Below are 17,459 nucleotides of genomic sequence, written 5' to 3'. Positions count from 1 at the left end.
CTCCACCCCGTGCGTGGTGCGAACCTACCAACTCCGCGGGCGTTCCCGGAGCCGTTCGGGGACCTCGTCAGGGAGGTTCCGGCAGGTGCGTCCCGTCAGCGGGCCAGGGCGGACAGCAGCGGCTCGAGCTCGCTGGCCCGGGCCGGGCGGGCACCCAGGGCCTCCTGGCGGGCGACGACGCGTGGCTCGTCGCGCATGAGCGCGAGCCCGCGGCGGACCAGCGTCCACGGCGGCTTGCGGCGCTCGGACAGGTCCCGCAGGAGGCGGTAGGCGAAGGTCAGCAACCGGTGGTGGTGGACGCAGTACGCCCCGGCGAGCAGGCCGCGCTCGCTCAGGTCGGCGATGATCTCGGCGGCGAAGATGCCCTCGGTGAGGACGAGGTCGTCAGGCCCGGCGCTGACCACCGTGGTGCCGACGGCCCGGCTGAGGCCGATGTCGTAGACCGGGGTCGCGGCAGACCCCGTGGAGACCAGCGTGGCCAGCGCCTCCACGGCGGCCTCGCGGTTCCACGAGTCGGGGTGGTCCCAGTCGACGATGCCGAGCTCGGCCGACCGCGGCATCGCCGGGTCGTCCTCGTCGCGGTAGAAGTCGTCCAGCCGAACGATGGGCCACCCGTGGGCGTCGTGGAGCCGCGCGGCGAGGCGCGACTTGCCGGCCCCGCTGGGGCCGGCGAGGACGACGACGCGGGCCGAGGTCAACGGCCCTTGGGGTGCCAGACCGTCTTGGTCTCGAGGAAGGCGGTGACGCGGGACAGGTCGGGCTCGCGGGTCCAGTCCGGCTCGACGGCCTCGGCACCGTCACCGGCGGGTCGCACGACCCGCTTGAGGTTCTCGGCCGCGGCGAGCTCGAGGTCGCCCCAGCTCACGCCGTCGGCGTCGGCCGCGCCGGCGAGGTCGATCGCGTTGACGTCGCGGTGCGAGGCGATCCACGGCGCCACCTCGGCGGTGCGCCCGGTGACGATGTTGACGACCCCACCGGGGACGTCGGAGGTCGCCAGGGCCTCGGACAGCGTGATCGCCGGCAGCGGTCGCTGCTCGCTCGTGAGCACGACGGCGGTGTTGCCGGAGACGATGACAGGGGCGAGGACCGACACGAGGCCGAGCAGCGAGGACCGTTGCGGGGCGAGCGCGCCCACGACGCCGGTCGGCTCGGGGGCGGAGATGTCGAAGTACGGCCCGGCCACGGGGTTGAGCCCGCCGAGGACCTGCGCGAGCTTGTCGGCCCACCCGGCATACCAGACCCAGCGGTCGATGGACGCGCTGACGAGCGCCTCCGCGCGGCGCTCGGTGACGCCCTCGCCGGCACGCACCTCGGCGACGAACTGGGCGCGACGTCCCTCCATCACCTCGGCGATGCGGTAGAGGACCTGGCCGCGGTTGTATGCCGTGGCGCCGGCCCAGCCGGCGAACGCGCCGCGGGCCGCGACGACGGCGTCCCGGGCGTCCTTGCGTGAGCCCTGCGCCGCGTTGGCGAGGAACCGGCCGCGGGAGTCGACGACCTCGTAGGAGCGGCCGGACTCCGAGCGGGGGAACTTGCCGCCGATGTAGAGCTTGTAGGTCTTGCGGACGTCCAGGCGGGTGTCCGCGGCGGCGGACCTCTGGGCGGTGGGGCTCACTTGGCGTCTCCCGTCGTGACGTAGGCGGACAGGCCGTGGCGCCCGCCCTCACGGCCGTAGCCGGACTCCTTGTAGCCGCCGAAGGGGCTGGTCGGGTCGAACTTGTTGAACGTGTTGGCCCACACGACGCCGGCCCGGAGCTGGTCGGCCATCCACAGGATGCGCGAGCCCTTCTCGGTCCAGATGCCGGCGGACAGGCCGTACGGGGTGTTGTTCGCCTTGGCGACCGCCTCGTGGGGGGTGCGGAAGGTCAGCACCGACAGCACCGGCCCGAAGATCTCCTCCTGGGCGATCCGGTGCGTCTGGCTGACGCCGGTGAAGACGGTCGGGCGGAACCAGAAGCCCTTGCTCGGCAGCTCGCAGCCGTTGTCCCAGCGCTCGGCACCCTCGGCCTCGCCGACGGCGGTCAGCTCGGTGATGCGGTCGAGCTGGGCGCGGGAGTTGATCGCGCCCACGTCGGTGTTCTTGTCGAGCGGGTCGCCGACGCGCAGGGTGGCCAGGCGCCGCTTGAGCCGCTTGTCGACCTCGTCGGCGATGGACTCCTGGACGAGCAGGCGGGAGCCGGCGCAGCAGACGTGGCCCTGGTTGAAGAAGATGCCGTTGACGATGCCCTCGACCGCCTGGTCGATGGGGGCGTCGTCGAAGATGATGTTCGCGGCCTTGCCCCCGAGCTCGAGGGTGGCCTTCTTGCGGGTGCCGGCGATCGAGCGGGCGATCATCTTGCCGACGCCGGTCGAGCCGGTGAACGCGAGCTTGTCGATGCCCGGGTGGTCGACGATGGCCTGGCCGGTCGCGCCGGCGCCGGTGACGATGTTGACCACGCCCGCCGGGAGCTCGGCCTGCTGGAGCACCTCGGCGAACAGCAGCGCCGACAGCGGCGTGGTCTCGGCCGGCTTGATGACGACGGTGTTGCCGGTGGCCAGCGCGGGTGCGATTTTCCACGCGAGCATGAGGAGCGGGAAGTTCCACGGGATGACCTGGCCGACGACGCCGTGCGGTCGCGGGTTCGTGCCGAGGCCGGCGTAGTCGAGCTTGTCGGCCCAGCCCGCGTGGTAGAAGAAGTGCGCCGCCGCGAGCGGGACGTCGACGTCGCGGCTCTCCTTGATCGGCTTGCCGTTGTCGAGGCTCTCGAGCACCGCGAACTCTCGCGCGCGCTCCTGCAGGATGCGGGCGATGCGGAAGAGGTACTTGCCGCGGTCGGCACCGGACATCCGGCTCCAGACGCGGTCGTACGCCCGCCGGGCCGCGGCGACCGCGCGGTCGACGTCGGCCTCGCTCGCCTCGGTGACCTCGGCGAGCACCTCCTCGGTGGCGGGGTTGGTCGACTTGAACGCCGAGCCGCCCTGGGACTGCGTGAACTCGCCGTCGATGAACAGCCCGTAGGAGGGCTGGAGGTCGACGACGGCACGCGACTCGGGTGCCGGTGCGTACTCGAAGGTGGCCATCGGGTTCGTGTCCTCGGTTCGGTGCGGATGGAGGATGGACGGGCGGGGGCCGCGGCCGGTGGGCGCGGCGGGGGACGTCAGTACAGGCTGGGGGAGTCGTCGGTGACGTAGTCGGAGCCCGAGTAGGCGCCGATCCGCATGCGCTGGCGCTGCAGCAGCAGGTCGTTGAGCAGGCTGGAGGCGCCGAAGCGGAACCAGTGGTTGTCGAGCCAGTCCTCGCCCGCGACCTCGTTGACGGTGACGAGGAACTTGAGCGCGTCCTTGCTGGTGCGGATGCCACCGGCGGGCTTGACCCCGACCATCTCGCCGGTGAGGTCGCGCCAGTCGCGCACCGCCTCGAGCATGACGAGCGTGACGGGCAGGGTCGCCGCGGGCGAGACCTTGCCCGTGGAGGTCTTGATGAAGTCGCCGCCGGCCAGCATCGACAGCCAGGAGGCGCGGCGGACGTTGTCGTACGTCACGAGCTCGCCGGTCTCCATGATGACCTTGAGCCGCGCCGAGCCGCAGGCCTCCTTCACGGCCGCGATCTCGCGGAACACCGTGAGGTAGTCGCCCGACAGGAACGCCCCCCGGTCGATCACCATGTCGATCTCGTCGGCGCCCGCGTCGACCGCCGCGGCGGTGTCGGCGAGCTTGACGGGCATGATCGCCCGCCCGCTCGGGAAGGCGGTTGCGACCGCCGCGACCTTGACGCCGCTGTCGGCGCCGAGGGCCTGCTTGGCGGTCGCGACCATGTCGCCGTAGACGCACACGGCCGCGGGGCGCGGGGTCGTCATGTCGGTGGCGTCCGGGTTCAGCGCCTTGGACGCCAGGCCGCGGACCTTGCCGGGGGTGTCGGCGCCCTCGAGCGTGGTCAGGTCGATCATCGAGATCGCGGTGTCGATGCCCCACGCCTTCGACGTCGTCTTGATCGAGCGCGTGCCCAGGGACGCGGCGCGGGCCTCGCAGCCGACCTGGTCGACGCCGGGCAGGCCGTGCAGCCAGCTCGTCAGGGCGCTGTTCGACAGGCGCGAGACGCCGAGGAGGTCACGGGCGCGCGCCGTCGCGTCGACGACGGGGGCCGCGGCGGGGGAGGTGCTCACCGACCAATCCTAGCCGGGCCGCAGGGGTCCCCCGGCCGGGCCGGCGCACCCCCGCCGGGTCGGGCGTCAGTCCGCCGGCCCGGAGCCGAGGGTCACGGTTGCGTGGTGGGCCACACCCGCGGCGTCGACCCAGTCGACGACGACCCGGTCGCCGGGCGAGCGCCGCGACAGCACGGCGGTGAGCCCGGTCTGGGACGAGACGGCGGTCCCGCCCACCCGGGTGATGGTGTCCCCGGCCTGCAGCCCGGCGCCCTGGGCGGCGGAGCCGCTCACCACGCCGAGGACGGGCACGCCCGCCACGGACGACCCGGCATACGTGCCCGAGTCGCCGGTCTGCACGCCGAGGAAGGCAGGCACGCCCTGGTGGTAGGTCGCGTCGTCGGTGCCGGAGAGGATGGCGGCCGCGACGTCGAGGGCGTGGTCGATCGGGATGGCGTAGCCGGCGACGGTCTGGCCGCCGTAGCCGCTCGTCTCGGCCGCCGTGTCGATGCCGACCACCTTGCCCGCGCTGTCGAGCAGGGGTCCGCCGGAGTCGCCGGCCTGGATCGGCGCGCTCGTGCGGACGAGGCCGGTGACGGTCTCGCTCGTGCCGTCGCCGTCGCTCGCCGTGACCTGCTGGTCGAGGGCAGTGACCGTGCCGCTGGCCGCGGAGGTGCCGGGGTCGTTGCCGGCGTTGCCCACGCCGGTGACTGCCTGCCCGACGGCGAGGGACGCCGACGTGCCCATCGGTGCCGTGGTGAGGCCGCTGGCGCCGCGCAGGCGCAGGACCGCGAGGTCGTTGGCGGGACTCGTGCCGACGACCGTGGCGCCGTAGCTGCGACCCGTCGACAGGACGGTCACGGTGATGGTGGTGGCGCCGTCGACGACGTGGTTGTTCGTGAGCACCTCGCCGCTGGAGGTGAGGACGATGCCGGTGCCGGCGGCCTGGGACTGGCCGTAGTCGACCGTCGTGACGATGTCGACGACACCCCGGACCTGCCCCGCGGTCGCCTCGGTGGTCGTGCCGGTGGCCGTCGCGGTCCCGGCGCTGCCGGTGGCACCAGCGGTGCCACCGCTCCCGGTGCCACCGGTGGTGCCGCCGTTGCCCGTGCCGGCGCCCAGCGAGCCGTCGCCCAGCGAGGCATCGCCGCCCGAGCCCGACCAGCCGTCGCCGTCCCACGCGCCACCGGCATACCAGCGGCCACCCCAGCGCGCCGGCTCGGTGCCGGCGCTCGTGCCGCCCACCGCGACCGCGCTGCCGGAGGAGCGGAGGGCGCTCTCGAGCTGGTAGCCCCCGTAGCCCACGGCTCCCGCGGCCAGGGCGGCGGCAGTGACGAGGGAGAGGGCGACGGGGCGGCGGAGGGTCGGCATCGGGGTCACCTGCGGTTCGGGTCGGGGATCGATGGACCCCACGACACACCGCACGGGTGGACCCCGGCTGTACCGAGCCTGAGCGGGCGCTGTGGGTGCGGCCCCTCGACGTGCGACCGGGCCCCGGCCCCTTCAGGTGTGCCGTCAGCGGGTCGCGAGGTCCCGGACCCGGCTGACCAGCTCGCGCCCGCGGAAGGGCTTGACCATGTAGTCGTCGGCTCCCGCCGCGAACGCCTGGTCGATGTCGGCCTCCTGCGCCTTGGAGGTGAGCATCAGGACGGGGACGTCCTGCGTGCGTGGGTCGGCACGAAGCGCGCGGCAGACCTCGACCCCGCTCATGCCCGGCATCATCCAGTCGAGGACCACGAGGTCGGGCGACTGCGCCAGCGCGGCGGCCAGGCCGGCCCAGCCCTCCGCCTCGGCGACCACGGTGTGGCCGTCGCGGCTGAGCAGGGTGACGACGAGGTCCTGGATGTCCAGGTCGTCCTCGACCACGAGAACCTTCATCGCTGGTCCTTCCCGAGCGCCGTCACGGCCGGGAGGGTCGGCCGGAAACCTCACCCCGAACCCTATGGTGCGGCGGCCCGGATCCGGTCGGATCGGGGGGACGCACCGCGAGGTGGCCGCCGTTGCCGTTTCCGCCCAGGTCGGGCACGCTCGCCCGCGTGGACCGTGCGGAATTCATGCAGCTGCGCGAGGCGGTGACCACCAACCTGCCGCCCGCCTCCGGCGCGCCGCTGGCCGACGCTGCCGCCCGGTTGCGTCGCCGGCTCGTCGCGAGCGTCATGTTCGCCCAGGTGGAGGTGGAGGTCACCGACGACCCCGAGCGGCTGCTGGTCGCCCTGGTCCGCTACCGGCCGGGCACGCGGCCGCGCCAGGTGTCGAGCTTCCTCGAGGCGGTGTGGATCACCGAGCTGCGCCTGTCGGCCCTGGACGCCTTCACCTTCCTCGTCGAGGAGGGCCAGGTGGAGCTCGAGGCGGTCACGGGGGACCAGGGGGCCGGCTACTTCGTCAGCCTGCTGCTCGTCGCCCTCGAGGGTGGGGCCCAGGACTTCGAGGGCGAGGGGCGAGCGGTGGACGACGCCGACGTCGGCACGCCGTCCCCCGACCCGGCCGACGCGTCGCCGGTCCGGAAGCGGTTCTGGCGGAAGTCCTAGCCGGGCGCGCGTCTGATCCCGGGCGCGAGTCCCAGCCGAACGGAAAGCCCAGCCGGGCGGAGGGCCCCGCCGGTCCCAGGGCTCAGGCGGCGGTGAGGGCCGCCATCGCCTCGCGCAGGGCCGCCAGGCGCCCCGCGGCGACGGCCTTGGCCTCGCCGAGGGCGTCCTCGTCGGCGACCGGCTCGACCACCTCGAGGTAGACCTTGAGCTTGGGCTCGGTGCCGGACGGCCGGACGATGACCCGGCTGCCGTCCTCGAGGTGGTAGCGCAGGCCGTCGGTCGGCGGCAGCGACTCGCTGCCCTCGGCCAGGTCGTCGGCACGCGCGACGGTGGTCCCGCCGATGTCGGTCGGGGGCTGCTCGCGCAGCCGCGCCATCACCGTGCCGATGAGCGACAGGTCCGCCACCCGCACCGAGAACGAGTCGGTGGCGTGCACGCCGTGCTTCACCGCGAGCTCGTCGAGCAGGTCGGTGAGGCTGCGACCCTCCGCCTTGAGGGTGGCGGCGAGCTCGGCCATGAGCAGGCAGGCGCTCACGCCGTCCTTGTCGCGCACCGTCGCGGGGTCGACGCAGTAGCCCAGCGCCTCCTCGTAGCCGTAGCGCAGCCACTCCACCCGCGAGATCCACTTGAAGCCGGTGAGCGTCTCCTCGTGGCGGATGCCGGCGTCCTTCGCCATCGCCGCGAGCAGCCGCGAGGAGACGATCGAGTTGGCGAACACGGCGTCCTGGGGCACGCCCCGGGCCAGCAGGTGCGCGCCGAGCAGGGCCCCCACCTCGTCCCCTCGCAGCATGTGCCACTTCCCGCCGTCGGGGACGGCGACGGCGCACCGGTCGGCGTCGGGGTCGTTGGCCAGGACGATGTCGGGCCGGACCTCCTCCGCGAGGGCGAGCGCCGCATCGATGGCGCCCGGCTCCTCCGGGTTGGGGAAGGTGACGGTGGGGAAGGCTGCGTCCGGGTGCTGCTGGCTGGCCACCGGCGTGGGCGCGGGGAAACCGGCCCGCTCGAAGACCTGCATGAGGGTGTCGCTCCCGACGCCGTGCAGGGCGGTGTGCACCACCGACAGGTCGCGCGGGCTGTCGGGGGAGACCACTCGCGCGGTCGCGTCGAGGTAGGCCTCGAGCACGTCGTCGCCGAGGGTCTCCCAGCCGTCGTCGGCGAGCGGCACGTCGGCAACCTGCTCGACCCGTGCGATGTGCCCGGCGATCCGGCTGTCGGACGGCGGGACGATCTGCGACCCGTCGCCGAGGTAGACCTTGTACCCGTTGTCCTGGGGCGGGTTGTGGCTCGCGGTGACCATCACGCCGGCGTCGGCGCCGAGGTGGCGGATGGCGAAGGCGAGCACGGGGGTCGGCAGCACGTGCGGCAGGACCGCGGCCCGGCCGCCCGCCCCGACGACGACCGCCGCGGTGTCACGGGCGAAGACGTCGGACTTGGTCCGAGCGTCGTAGCCGATCACCAGGAAGGGCTCGGCGTCGGTCTCCTTGAGGTATGCCGTGAGCCCGGCTGCCGCACGGATGACCACGGCGCGGTTCATCCGGTTGGGCCCGGCGCCGAGGGCGCCGCGCAGCCCGGCGGTCCCGAACTCGAGCATCCCGGCGAACCGGTCCGAGAGGTCGGCCAGCGCCTCCTCGTCGCCCTGCTTGGCGCGCCCGAGGACCTCGCCGAGCTCGACGCGGGTGTCGTGGTCGGGGTCGTCGTCGATCCAGTGCTGGGCGGCCTCGACGAGCTCGTCCTCGTGACCGTGGGCCTCGGGCGTGGACCCGTCGCGACCGTGGCGCGCGGCATACGTCATGGGGTGCTCCTCTCAGATCCGGCCGACGACGGCGGCGAGCAGCCGACCGCACCGTTCCGCGGCGGCCCGGCCCGCCTCGAGGACCTCCTCGTGCGAGAGGGGCTGGTCGCTGATGCCGGCGGCGAGGTTCGTCACGAGCGAGATGCCGAGCACCTCGAGCCCGCTCTGGCGGGCCGCGATCGCCTCGAGGGTGGTCGACATGCCGACGAGGTCGCCGCCGATCACCTTGGCCATCTGCACCTCGGCCGGGGTCTCGTAGTGCGGGCCCCGGAACTGCACGTAGACGCCCTCGTCGAGGTCGGGGTCGACGGTGCGCGCGAGCTCGCGCAGGCGCGGCGAGTAGAGGTCGGTCAGGTCGACGAAGTTCGCGCCCTCGACCGGGGAGTGCGCCGTGAGGTTGATGTGGTCGCGGATGAGGACCGGGGTGCCGGGCCGCCAGGCGGGGTTGAGCCCGCCGCAGCCGTTGGTCAGGACGATGGTCGAGCAGCCCGCGGCGGCAGCGGTGCGCACGGCGTGGACCACGGAGCGCACGCCCCGGCCCTCGTAGAAGTGGGTGCGGGTGCCGTAGACGAGCGCTCGCCTGCCGGTGTCGCCGATCGCGACCGAGCGCATGGTGCCCGAGTGGCCGGCGACGGCTGCCCGTCCGAAGCCGGGGACGTCCTCGTTGTCGATCGTCGCCAGCGTCTCCCCGACGAGGTCCCCGGTCTGGCCCCAGCCGGAGCCCAGGACGAGGGCCACGTCGTGGCGCCGGGCGCCGGTCCGCTCGGCGATGACAGCGGCCGCGGCACGCGCCACCTCGAAGGGGTCCGTGTCCGGGTCGGCCAGGTCAGGGGTGCCCGACGACGGGCGGCTCTGCTCGCTCACCCGGGAAGCGTAGCCACGGGTGGGGCGGGGCGCGTGGGCGCGTCTTGATCGACTTCCCAATTTGCCCTGCGACCATGTCCGGCGTGAACAGCACCGATGCCGAGGCCGTCCAGCCCGATCCCGGAGCGGAGGGCGCGGCACCCGCGCCCTCAGGGGGTGCGGCACCCGCGCCGACGCGCAGGGCCGTGCTCGGGGCAGCGGCGGTCGCCCTCACCGCGGCCGCCTGCTCCGCCCCCGATTCGGGCGCCGGCGCGACCGGCTCGGCGAGCGGCGCACCGAGCTCGCCGACCGGCTCCAGCCGGGCACCGAGCGCCCCGGCCTCCGGGACTGCGTCGACCAGTGCCACCGGGAGCACGGGGCTCGTCCGCCCGAGGATCGCCTCGACCCCCGGGGACGACATCGTCAACGGCCCGCGTGACCGCTCGGAGGTCGCGCTCACCTTCCACGGGCAGGGCCCCGCCTCCCTGACCCGCCAGGTGCTGGCCGAGTGCGCCTCCGCCGGTGCCCACATCACCGTGTTCGCGGTGGGGACCTGGGTGCAGGCGGCGCCGGAGCTCGCACGCGCCGTCCTCGCCGGCGGGCACGAGCTGGGCAACCACACCTGGAGCCACCAGCAGATGAAGACCCTAGACGCCGCGACGGCTGCGTCGGAGGTGGCCCGAGGCGTCAAGGCGCTCGAGCAGGCCGTCGGGACGGCGGGCTGGTGGTTCCGCCCGAGCGGCACGCTCCACAGCACGGCGCGCATCCGCGACGCAGCCCGCGCCGCCGGTTACGCTCGCTGCGTGTCGTACGACGTCGATCCGCAGGACTTCCTCGACCCCGGCGCTGCCGCGGTCCGCCAGCGCACCCGCGCCCAGGTCAGGGCTGGCTCCATCGTGAGCCTGCACCTGGGCCACGCAGGGACGGTGGAGGCCCTTCCCGGGATCCTCACCGACCTGTCGCGGATGGGGCTGCGCCCCGTCGGCCTCAGCACCCTCCTTCGAGACGCCGCATGAGCGCAGCGCGCACGCGGGTGCCCCGTCGGGGGCCACGCGCCACGTCGGTCGGCCGTGCCTCGACCCGTACCCTCGCCGTCCTTGCCACGGTCACCGCCGCCGCCCTCGCCCTGGGGGCATGCAGCTCGTCGGTGGACGACACGGCGGGGACGCCCACGAAGGGGCGCCCCACCGCGAGCTCGGCCACGCGGTCCACCCCGCCCACGACGACCACGTCGGCCACGACGAACGTCTACCAGCACGACGCCGCCGGCATGCTCGCCCCGGCCGCAGCTGCGGCCCGTCGGCTCGTCTACGTGCCCAACACGATGTCCAACACCGTGCAGGTCATCGACCCCAAGACCTACACGGTCATCCGACGCTTCAGCACCGGGCGCGAGCCGCAGCACGTCGTGCCGTCCTGGGACCTCAAGACGCTCTGGGTCAACGACGACCTCGGCAACGACCTCATCCCGATCGACCCGACGACGGGCCGTCAGGGCAAGCGGGTCCCGGTCGTCGACCCGTACAACCTGTACTTCACCCCCAACGGCAAGCACGCCCTCGTCATGGCCGAGCGGCTGCGCCGGATCGACGTCCGCGACCCGCAGACCATGGCGCTGCAGCGCTCGCTCCCGGTGCCGTGCCACGGCGTCAACCACGCGGACTTCAGCGCCGACCAGAGCTTCTTCGTGGCCAGCTGCGAGTTCAGCGGCAAGCTCCTGGTCATCGACGCCGACGCCACCAAGGTCCGGCAGGTCATCGACCTCAACGCCATCACGACTCCCGGGGCGACGTCGCCGCACGAGGCGATGAACATGCCCGGCAGCCCGAAGCAGGGCCTCATGCCCGGCGCCTCCGCGATGCCGCAGGACGTCCGGCTCAGCCCGGACGGCCGGTGGTTCCTCGCTGCGGACATGCTGCGCAACGGCGTGTGGGTCATCGACGCCAAGACGCTGAAGTTCTCCCGGTTCATCCAGACCGGGATGGGCGCACACGGCATCTACCCCTCGCGCGACGCCACCCGCCTCTACGTCTCCAACCGCGACGCGGGGACCATCACGGTGCTCGACAGCCGCACCCTGGCCAAGGTGGCGCTGTGGACCATCCCCGGTGGCGGCAGCCCCGACATGGGTGGGGTCTCGGCCGACGGCAAGGAGCTGTGGATGAGCGGCCGGTACAACGGCGTCGTCTACGTCTTCGACACCACGACCGGTCAGGTCACCCACAAGATCAAGGTCGACAGCGGCCCGCACGGCCTGTGCGTCTGGCCACAGCCCGGCAGGTACTCGCTGGGTCACACGGGCAACATGCGCTGACGGTGCTCCGTCCCCCCGGGGAGGCGGGCCCGGCGCGGTGCCTGGGCGGCCGCGTGACGCGGTGCCGGGGCCTCCGTGGCGCAGTGGTTGGATGGGGGCCGTGAACGCGCCCCAGCCCTCCGTCGTGATCCTCGGTGGCGGTCCCGGCGGGTACGAGGCCGCCCTCGTCGCCGCCCAGCTCGGCGCGTCCGTGACGGTCGTGGACCGTGACGGCCTCGGGGGCGCGGCGGTGCTGACCGACTGCGTGCCGTCCAAGGCGCTCATCTCCACGGCCGACTTCCGCTCCCAGTTCGAGACCGCCTCCGACCTCGGCCTGCACCTCGAGGACCACGAGGGCGACGAGGTGTCCGACTCGGTCGCCGAGCTCCTCGCCGTGAACCGCCGCGTCATGGCGCTCGCCGCCGCGCAGTCCCGTGACATCGGTGAGCGCCTGGCGTCCGACGGCGTCGAGGTCCTGCGGGGGACTGGCCGGCTGCTGTCGCCCTCCCGCGTCGAGGCCACGCTCGAGGACGGCTCGACCCGCGCCCTGGACGCGGACGTGGTGCTCGTCGCCACCGGCGCCACGCCGCGCGTCATGGACACCGCGCGGCCCGACGGGGAGCGCATCCTCACCTGGCAGCAGATCTACGAGCTGCCGGAGCTGCCCGAGCACCTGGTCGTCGTCGGTTCGGGGGTCACGGGCGCAGAGCTGGCGCAGGCCTACCTCGGACTCGGCGCCCGGGTGACCCTCGTGTCGTCGCGCGACCGGGTCCTGCCCGGTGAGGACGCCGACGCCGCCACGGTCATCGAGGACGTCTTCCGCAAGCGCGGCATGGAGGTCCTCGGTCGCTCTCGGATGGAGTCCGTCCGGCGCACCGACGACGGCGTCGTGGTGCGGCTCGTCGACGGCCGCCAGGTCGAGGGCTCGCACGCCCTGCTCGCCGTGGGCTCGGTCCCGCAGACCTCCGGGCTCGGCCTCGAGGAGGTCGGGGTCGCCCTGAGCGAGTCCGGCCACGTCGTCACCGACCGGGTCTCGCGCACGTCCGTGCGAGGCGTGTACGCCGCGGGCGACTGCACCGGGGTGCTGCCGCTGGCGTCGGTGGCTGCCATGCAGGGGCGGATCGCCATGGCCCACGCCCTCGGCGACGCGGTGGCCCCACTCAACCTGCGCGGCGTCTCGGCCAACATCTTCACCGACCCCGAGATCGCCACGGTCGGCTACTCGCAGAAGGACGTCGACGACGACACCGTCGACGCGACCTGCGTGATGCTGCCGCTCGCGACCAACCCGCGCGCCAAGATGCAGGGGATCACCGACGGCTTCGTCAAGCTCTTCGCCCGCCGCGGGGTCGGCACCGTCGTCGGTGGGGTGGTCGTGGCGCCGAAGGCGTCCGAGCTCATCTACCCGGTCACGATCGCGGTCCAGCACGGGCTGACGGTGGACCAGCTCGCGGGCACCTTCACGGTGTACCCGTCGCTCTCCGGCTCGATCGCCGAGGCCGCACGCCAGCTCCACCCCCGCGGCTGACCCGTCTCCGACCTCCTCTTGTTGCCACCTCGTGGTCACGAAGGCGTCCAGCGGCCGTGCCGGTGACGACCACGTGGCAACAAGTGGGTTTGCAGGACGGGCCGGGTCGGCCGGGCGTCGGTAGGGTCGGGTCGCACGGCGGGTGCCGCCCGGTACCCGGCACGACCCGTTCCAACCGGAGGCAGACGATGGCTGGCGAGTGGCTCGACAAGATCAAGGACTTCGCGAAGGGGAACCCCGACAAGGCCGACTCGGCGATCGAGAAGGTCGAGGACCTCATCGACCAGCGCACGGGCGGTCGGTACGCCGACCAGGTGGACAAGGGTGGCGACATCCTGCGCGACAAGCTCGGGCTGCCGCCGCAGGGCCTCCCGGCCGACCCCGAGCCGGGCCCCGGGTCGTCGCCGGAGCCGCCGCCGGCGTCGCAGGACAGCCCGGTGCCGGCGCCCAACCCCAGCCCGGGCACCGGCGACCCCGAGTTTGCGCGGCCCGTCGACGCCGGGTCGCCCGCGGACGTGCCCACCACCCCGGAGCCCACGGACCCGGACGCCGACCCGTTGCCGCAGGGCGGCCCGACCCAGCAGGGCGAGCCGCAGCCCGTCGAGCCGGCCCCCGGTGGGGACCAGCCGGACAGCGGTGGTCCGGTCCGGTCCTGACCGGCACCCGACGAACCCCGACGTAGCGCGACCTGCCGGGCAGCGCGCGCCGCCTGCTCCCGGCGGCTCGGGCTCGTATACCGTGGACCGGACCACAGGGCCTGACATCGTTGTCGTGGTGGAAGGAACTTCCGTGAGGAGGCGGCAACGGTGTCGGTGAGCACGCGTGGTGCTGAGGCGGGTTACGTGCGGCAGCAAGGGCTGTCGGGACGTCTCGTGACGCGCCTGGATCCCACGGTGGTCACGGTCGCCGCCCTGTCCCTGCTCTTCGGCACGTTCTTCGCGATCGCGGTGCCCGTGGGTTGGGGGCCCGACGAGGCTGCCCAGTTCGATCGGGCCTACCAGGTGGCGTCCGGGCACTTCGCGCCCGTGCGGCTGCCGGACGTGGATGGTTCCAGGGTCTACGGCGGGGCGGTCCCCAGCAGTGCGGTGGCGCTCAACAGCTTCGCCGGACCCCCGGGCCGCGCCCCCGCAGGGGGACGCCCCCTCTTCGTGTCGAGCGCCGCGCGGGACGCTGCCCTGGCGCGGCCCGTCAACGCCGAGCCGGTCGTCACGTGGTTCCCGAACACCGCCGCCTACTCGCCCGTGCCGTACGTCCCGGCCGCGGTGGGGGTCAGGCTGGCACGGCTCCTCGACCTCGACATCGGAACCGCGTGGCGGGTGATGCGTCTCGCCCAGGTGCTGGCCTACACGCTGGTCGTCTCCCTGGGGATGCTGGCCCTGCGGGCGTTCCGCCTGCGGTGGCCGGCCATGGCGCTGGCTCTGCTTCCGACGGCCCTTTACCAGACCGGCGTGGTCTCCGCAGATGCCCTGACGAATGCGGTGGCCTTCACCTTCGTCGCGCTCGTGACCAAGGCGGCCGTGCTCCTCCCGAGGGACGAGGGGCGCACCCTCTCCCGCTGGGAGGCCGCCGCGATGTACGGCGCGGCCGTCGCCCTGCCGTTGATGAAGCCGACCTACGTCATCCTCTCGCTGCTGTTGCTGGTCGTGCCCCGACCTGCAGGCCCGTCCCCGGCCCGGTCGCGGGGAGCGCGGCTGCTCCGCGCCTGGCCGGCTGCGGGCGCGCTCCTGCTGGCGGTGGGCGGACTGCTCTGGTGGAGCTCCCTGTCGGCCGGGACGGCCGACGCCATGGGGTGGCTCCGCGGGCCGGCCCAGCGCCACCTGGTCCAGCCGGCCGAACAGCTGTCCTACGTCCTCGGCCACCCCTTGGCGCTGCCGGGGATCGCGGTGCGGACCCTGGCGATCAACGACTGGATCTACCTCACCAGCTTCCTCGGGCAGATGGGCTACGGGCTCAGCACCAACGTGGTCACCAGCGTGGCCGGGGCGACGTGCACGGTGGTGGCGCTCGGAGTCGGTCTCGCGCACGCGGGTGTCGGACGCGCCGGACGGGTGAGGCTGACGGCCATGGCGCTGGTGTGGCTCGCGAGCGTGCTCGCCATCTTCGGGACCCTCTACCTCGCGTTCACCCCCTTGCGGGCGTCCTTCGTCACGGGGGTCCAGGGCCGGTACTTCGTCCCCCTGGGCCTCTTGGGGGTGTCCGTGGCCGCGCAGCTCGTGCGACGCCGCTCCCCGGTCGCCCCGACCACGGCTCGCCGCCTGCAGCGGACGATTCCGCTCCTGTGTCTGGCCGCGCTCGTCCTGGCCGCCCTGAAGTACGTCGCGGTGATGTACCTGCCGTGGTTCCACGCCTGACCGCCGGCGCCCACCGAGCCCGGCACCCTCCGAGCCCGGCACCCACCGAGCCCGGGCATGCCGCGGCCACCGAGCCCGGCCCAGCAGGCGCGGGAACGATGGCCGCCCCGCGCTGAAGGCGGTGGGTCGGTCAGTCCCTGATCTCGGCCAGGACCGCGCCGTTGGTGACCGTCTGGCCCACCTCGGCGGTCAGGCCGGTGATCGTGCCGGCCTTGTGGGCGTTGATCGGCTGCTCCATCTTCATCGCCTCGAGGACCACGACGAGCTCGCCCGCCTCGACCTGCTGGCCCTCCTCGACGGCGATCTTGACGATGGTGCCCTGCATGGGGGCGGTGAGGGAGTCACCGGATGCCGCGCCGCCACCCTTGGCAGCCGAGGAGCGCCGGGGCGCCTTCTTCTTGGCGGCGGTGCCGCCGCCCCCACCGAGGGAGAGCCCACCCGGCAGCACGACCTCGAGCCGCTTGCCGCCGACCTCGACGACGACGGTCTGGCGCTCGCCGGCGTCCTCGGGCGCATCGGCGACCGGGCCGGCATACGGCTGGATCTGGTTGTCGAACTCGGTCTCGATCCACCGCGTGTGCACGGTGAACGGCTTGTCGCCCTCCGGCGCGAAGGCGGGGTCCTCGACCACCACGCGATGGAACGGCAGCACCGTGGGCATGCCCTCGATGACGAACTCGGCAAGCGCCCGGCGCGCGCGCTCGAGGGCCTGCCGGCGGTCGCGTCCGGTGACGATGAGCTTGGCCAGCATCGAGTCGAACGCCCCGGCGACGACGTCGCCCGAGACGACCCCGGAGTCCAGCCGCACGCCCGGGCCCGACGGCGGCTCGAACACCGACACGGTGCCCGGTGCGGGCAGGAAGCCACGGCCGGCGTCCTCGCCGTTGATGCGGAACTCGATCGAGTGGCGCACCGGCTCGGGGTCGTCGTAGCCGAGCTCCTCGCCGTCCGCGATCCGGAACTGCTCGCGGACGAGGTCGATGCCGGTGACCTCCTCGGTGACCGGGTGCTCGACCTGCAGGCGGGTGTTCACCTCGAGGAAGGAGATGCGGCCGTCCTGGGCGACCAGGAACTCGCAGGTGCCGGCGCCGACGTACCCGGCCTCGGACAGGATCGCCTTGGACGCGCGCCGCAGCTCGGCGTTCTGCTCGTCGGTGAGGAACGGGGCGGGCGCCTCCTCCACGAGCTTCTGGTGCCGGCGCTGCAGCGAGCAGTCGCGGGTGGAGACGACCACGACGTTCCCGTGCTGGTCGGCCAGGCACTGGGTCTCGACGTGGCGCGGCTTGTCGAGGTACTGCTCCACGAAGCACTCGCCCCGTCCGAAGGCGGCGACCGCCTCGCGGACCGCGGAGTCGTACAGGTCCGGGATCTCCTCGATGGTCCGGGCGACCTTGAGGCCCCGACCGCCGCCGCCGTAGGCCGCCTTGATGGCCACCGGCAGTCCGTGCTCGTTGGCGAAGCCCACGACCTCGTCGGCGTCCGCCACGGGGTCGGCGGTGCCCGCCACGAGCGGGGCGTTGGCGCGGGCGGCGATGTGCCGGGCCTTGACCTTGTCGCCGAGGGAGTCGATGGCGTGCGGCGGCGGCCCGATCCAGGTCAGCCCGGCGTCCATCACGGCCTGGGCGAAGGAGGCGTTCTCGGAGAGGAACCCGTAGCCGGGGTGCACCGCGTCGGCGCCCGCCTTCTTCGCCACCTCGATTAGCTTCTCCTGCACGAGGTAGGAGTCACCGGGGGTGGTCCCACCGAGGGCGTAGGCCTCGTCGGCCACGCGCACGTGCAGGGCGTCCCGGTCCGGCTCGGCATACACGGCCACCGAGGTGAGGCCGCTGTCGGCGCAGGCACGGGCGACGCGGACGGCGATCTCGCCGCGGTTGGCAATGAGGACCTTGGAGATGGGCGCCATGTCGCGGAGCCTAGCCGTTTCCGCCACGGCACCCACGGCGACGGGGGTGTGGCATCGGCGACAGTGGCGCAGCGCGCGTCCGCATGCTCGGGCGGGCCCT

The 17,459-nt window shown here is 73.5% G+C and carries 15 protein-coding genes; 6 read left to right on the top strand and 9 right to left on the bottom strand.

What is annotated here, in order from left to right:
* Positions 1–95: 95 nt before the first annotated feature.
* From ACFUC1_RS05840 to ACFUC1_RS05815, 6 genes are all read right to left on the bottom strand, one after another.
* Positions 96–698: a uridine kinase gene (locus tag ACFUC1_RS05840; RefSeq protein WP_379117574.1), complete on the bottom strand. Its 603-nt coding sequence runs from the start codon at positions 696–698 to the stop codon at positions 96–98.
* Positions 695–1,615 (bottom strand): aldehyde dehydrogenase family protein, encoded by a 921-nt coding sequence (locus tag ACFUC1_RS05835; protein WP_379117572.1) that lies wholly within the window; start codon positions 1,613–1,615, stop codon positions 695–697. Before ACFUC1_RS05835 ends, ACFUC1_RS05840 begins: the two co-directional genes overlap by 4 nt.
* Complete coding sequence (locus tag ACFUC1_RS05830; RefSeq protein WP_379117570.1) at positions 1,612–3,060, bottom strand: aldehyde dehydrogenase family protein; 1,449 nt, start codon at positions 3,058–3,060, stop codon at positions 1,612–1,614. Before ACFUC1_RS05830 ends, ACFUC1_RS05835 begins: the two co-directional genes overlap by 4 nt.
* Positions 3,061–3,137: 77 nt before the next feature.
* Positions 3,138–4,142, bottom strand: coding sequence for a deoxyribose-phosphate aldolase (gene deoC, locus ACFUC1_RS05825; protein ID WP_379117568.1), 1,005 nt, complete (start codon positions 4,140–4,142; stop codon positions 3,138–3,140).
* A gap of 66 nt (positions 4,143–4,208) precedes the next feature.
* Positions 4,209–5,492, bottom strand: a complete 1,284-nt coding sequence (locus ACFUC1_RS05820) for a S1C family serine protease (protein WP_379117566.1) — start codon at positions 5,490–5,492, stop codon at positions 4,209–4,211.
* A gap of 144 nt (positions 5,493–5,636) precedes the next feature.
* Positions 5,637–5,999 (bottom strand): response regulator transcription factor, encoded by a 363-nt coding sequence (locus ACFUC1_RS05815; RefSeq protein ID WP_379117564.1) that lies wholly within the window; start codon positions 5,997–5,999, stop codon positions 5,637–5,639.
* 158 nt (positions 6,000–6,157) lie between these two features.
* Between ACFUC1_RS05815 and ACFUC1_RS05810 the strand changes: the two genes are divergently transcribed.
* The gene (locus ACFUC1_RS05810; RefSeq protein ID WP_379117562.1) at positions 6,158–6,649 is read left to right on the top strand and encodes a hypothetical protein; all 492 of its coding nucleotides are present in this window, start codon (positions 6,158–6,160) and stop codon (positions 6,647–6,649) included.
* Positions 6,650–6,731: 82 nt separating this feature from the next.
* Here ACFUC1_RS05810 and ACFUC1_RS05805 read toward each other — a convergent pair whose 3' ends face one another.
* Positions 6,732–8,441, bottom strand: coding sequence for a phospho-sugar mutase (locus ACFUC1_RS05805; RefSeq protein WP_379117560.1), 1,710 nt, complete (start codon positions 8,439–8,441; stop codon positions 6,732–6,734).
* A 12-nt stretch (positions 8,442–8,453) separates the two neighbouring features.
* Entirely contained in the window at positions 8,454–9,305 is an 852-nt protein-coding gene (locus tag ACFUC1_RS05800) for a purine-nucleoside phosphorylase (RefSeq protein WP_379117558.1), read from the bottom strand.
* 83 nt (positions 9,306–9,388) lie between these two features.
* Here ACFUC1_RS05800 and ACFUC1_RS05795 point away from each other — a divergent pair, with 83 nt between their 5' ends.
* The 5 genes from ACFUC1_RS05795 (at position 9,389) to ACFUC1_RS05775 (ending at position 15,456) form a co-directional block, all read left to right on the top strand.
* A complete protein-coding gene (locus ACFUC1_RS05795; protein WP_379117556.1) occupies positions 9,389–10,300 on the top strand; it encodes a polysaccharide deacetylase family protein in 912 nt (303 codons plus the stop codon).
* On the top strand, positions 10,297–11,598 hold the full coding sequence (locus ACFUC1_RS05790; RefSeq protein ID WP_379117554.1) for a YncE family protein: 1,302 nt from the start codon (positions 10,297–10,299) through the stop codon (positions 11,596–11,598). The genes ACFUC1_RS05795 and ACFUC1_RS05790 overlap by 4 nt, the downstream gene beginning before the upstream one ends.
* A 91-nt stretch (positions 11,599–11,689) precedes the next feature.
* On the top strand, positions 11,690–13,105 hold the full coding sequence (locus ACFUC1_RS05785; protein WP_379117552.1) for an NAD(P)H-quinone dehydrogenase: 1,416 nt from the start codon (positions 11,690–11,692) through the stop codon (positions 13,103–13,105).
* A gap of 188 nt (positions 13,106–13,293) precedes the next feature.
* Positions 13,294–13,761, top strand: coding sequence for an Rv0909 family putative TA system antitoxin (locus ACFUC1_RS05780; RefSeq protein WP_379117550.1), 468 nt, complete (start codon positions 13,294–13,296; stop codon positions 13,759–13,761).
* A gap of 237 nt (positions 13,762–13,998) precedes the next feature.
* On the top strand, positions 13,999–15,456 hold the full coding sequence (locus tag ACFUC1_RS05775) for a DUF2142 domain-containing protein (RefSeq protein ID WP_379117547.1): 1,458 nt from the start codon (positions 13,999–14,001) through the stop codon (positions 15,454–15,456).
* A 130-nt stretch (positions 15,457–15,586) separates the two neighbouring features.
* Here the strand turns inward: ACFUC1_RS05775 and ACFUC1_RS05770 are convergent, their stop codons facing one another.
* Complete coding sequence (locus tag ACFUC1_RS05770; protein ID WP_379117545.1) at positions 15,587–17,359, bottom strand: acetyl/propionyl/methylcrotonyl-CoA carboxylase subunit alpha; 1,773 nt, start codon at positions 17,357–17,359, stop codon at positions 15,587–15,589.
* Positions 17,360–17,459 lie beyond the last annotated feature (100 nt).

It is taken from the genome of Pedococcus sp. NPDC057267 (genome assembly GCF_042668795.1).
Lineage (GTDB): Bacteria > Actinomycetota > Actinomycetes > Actinomycetales > Dermatophilaceae > Pedococcus.
Note: the sequence above shows the minus strand (reverse complement) of the source record. Positions and strands in the feature narration are given on the sequence as shown.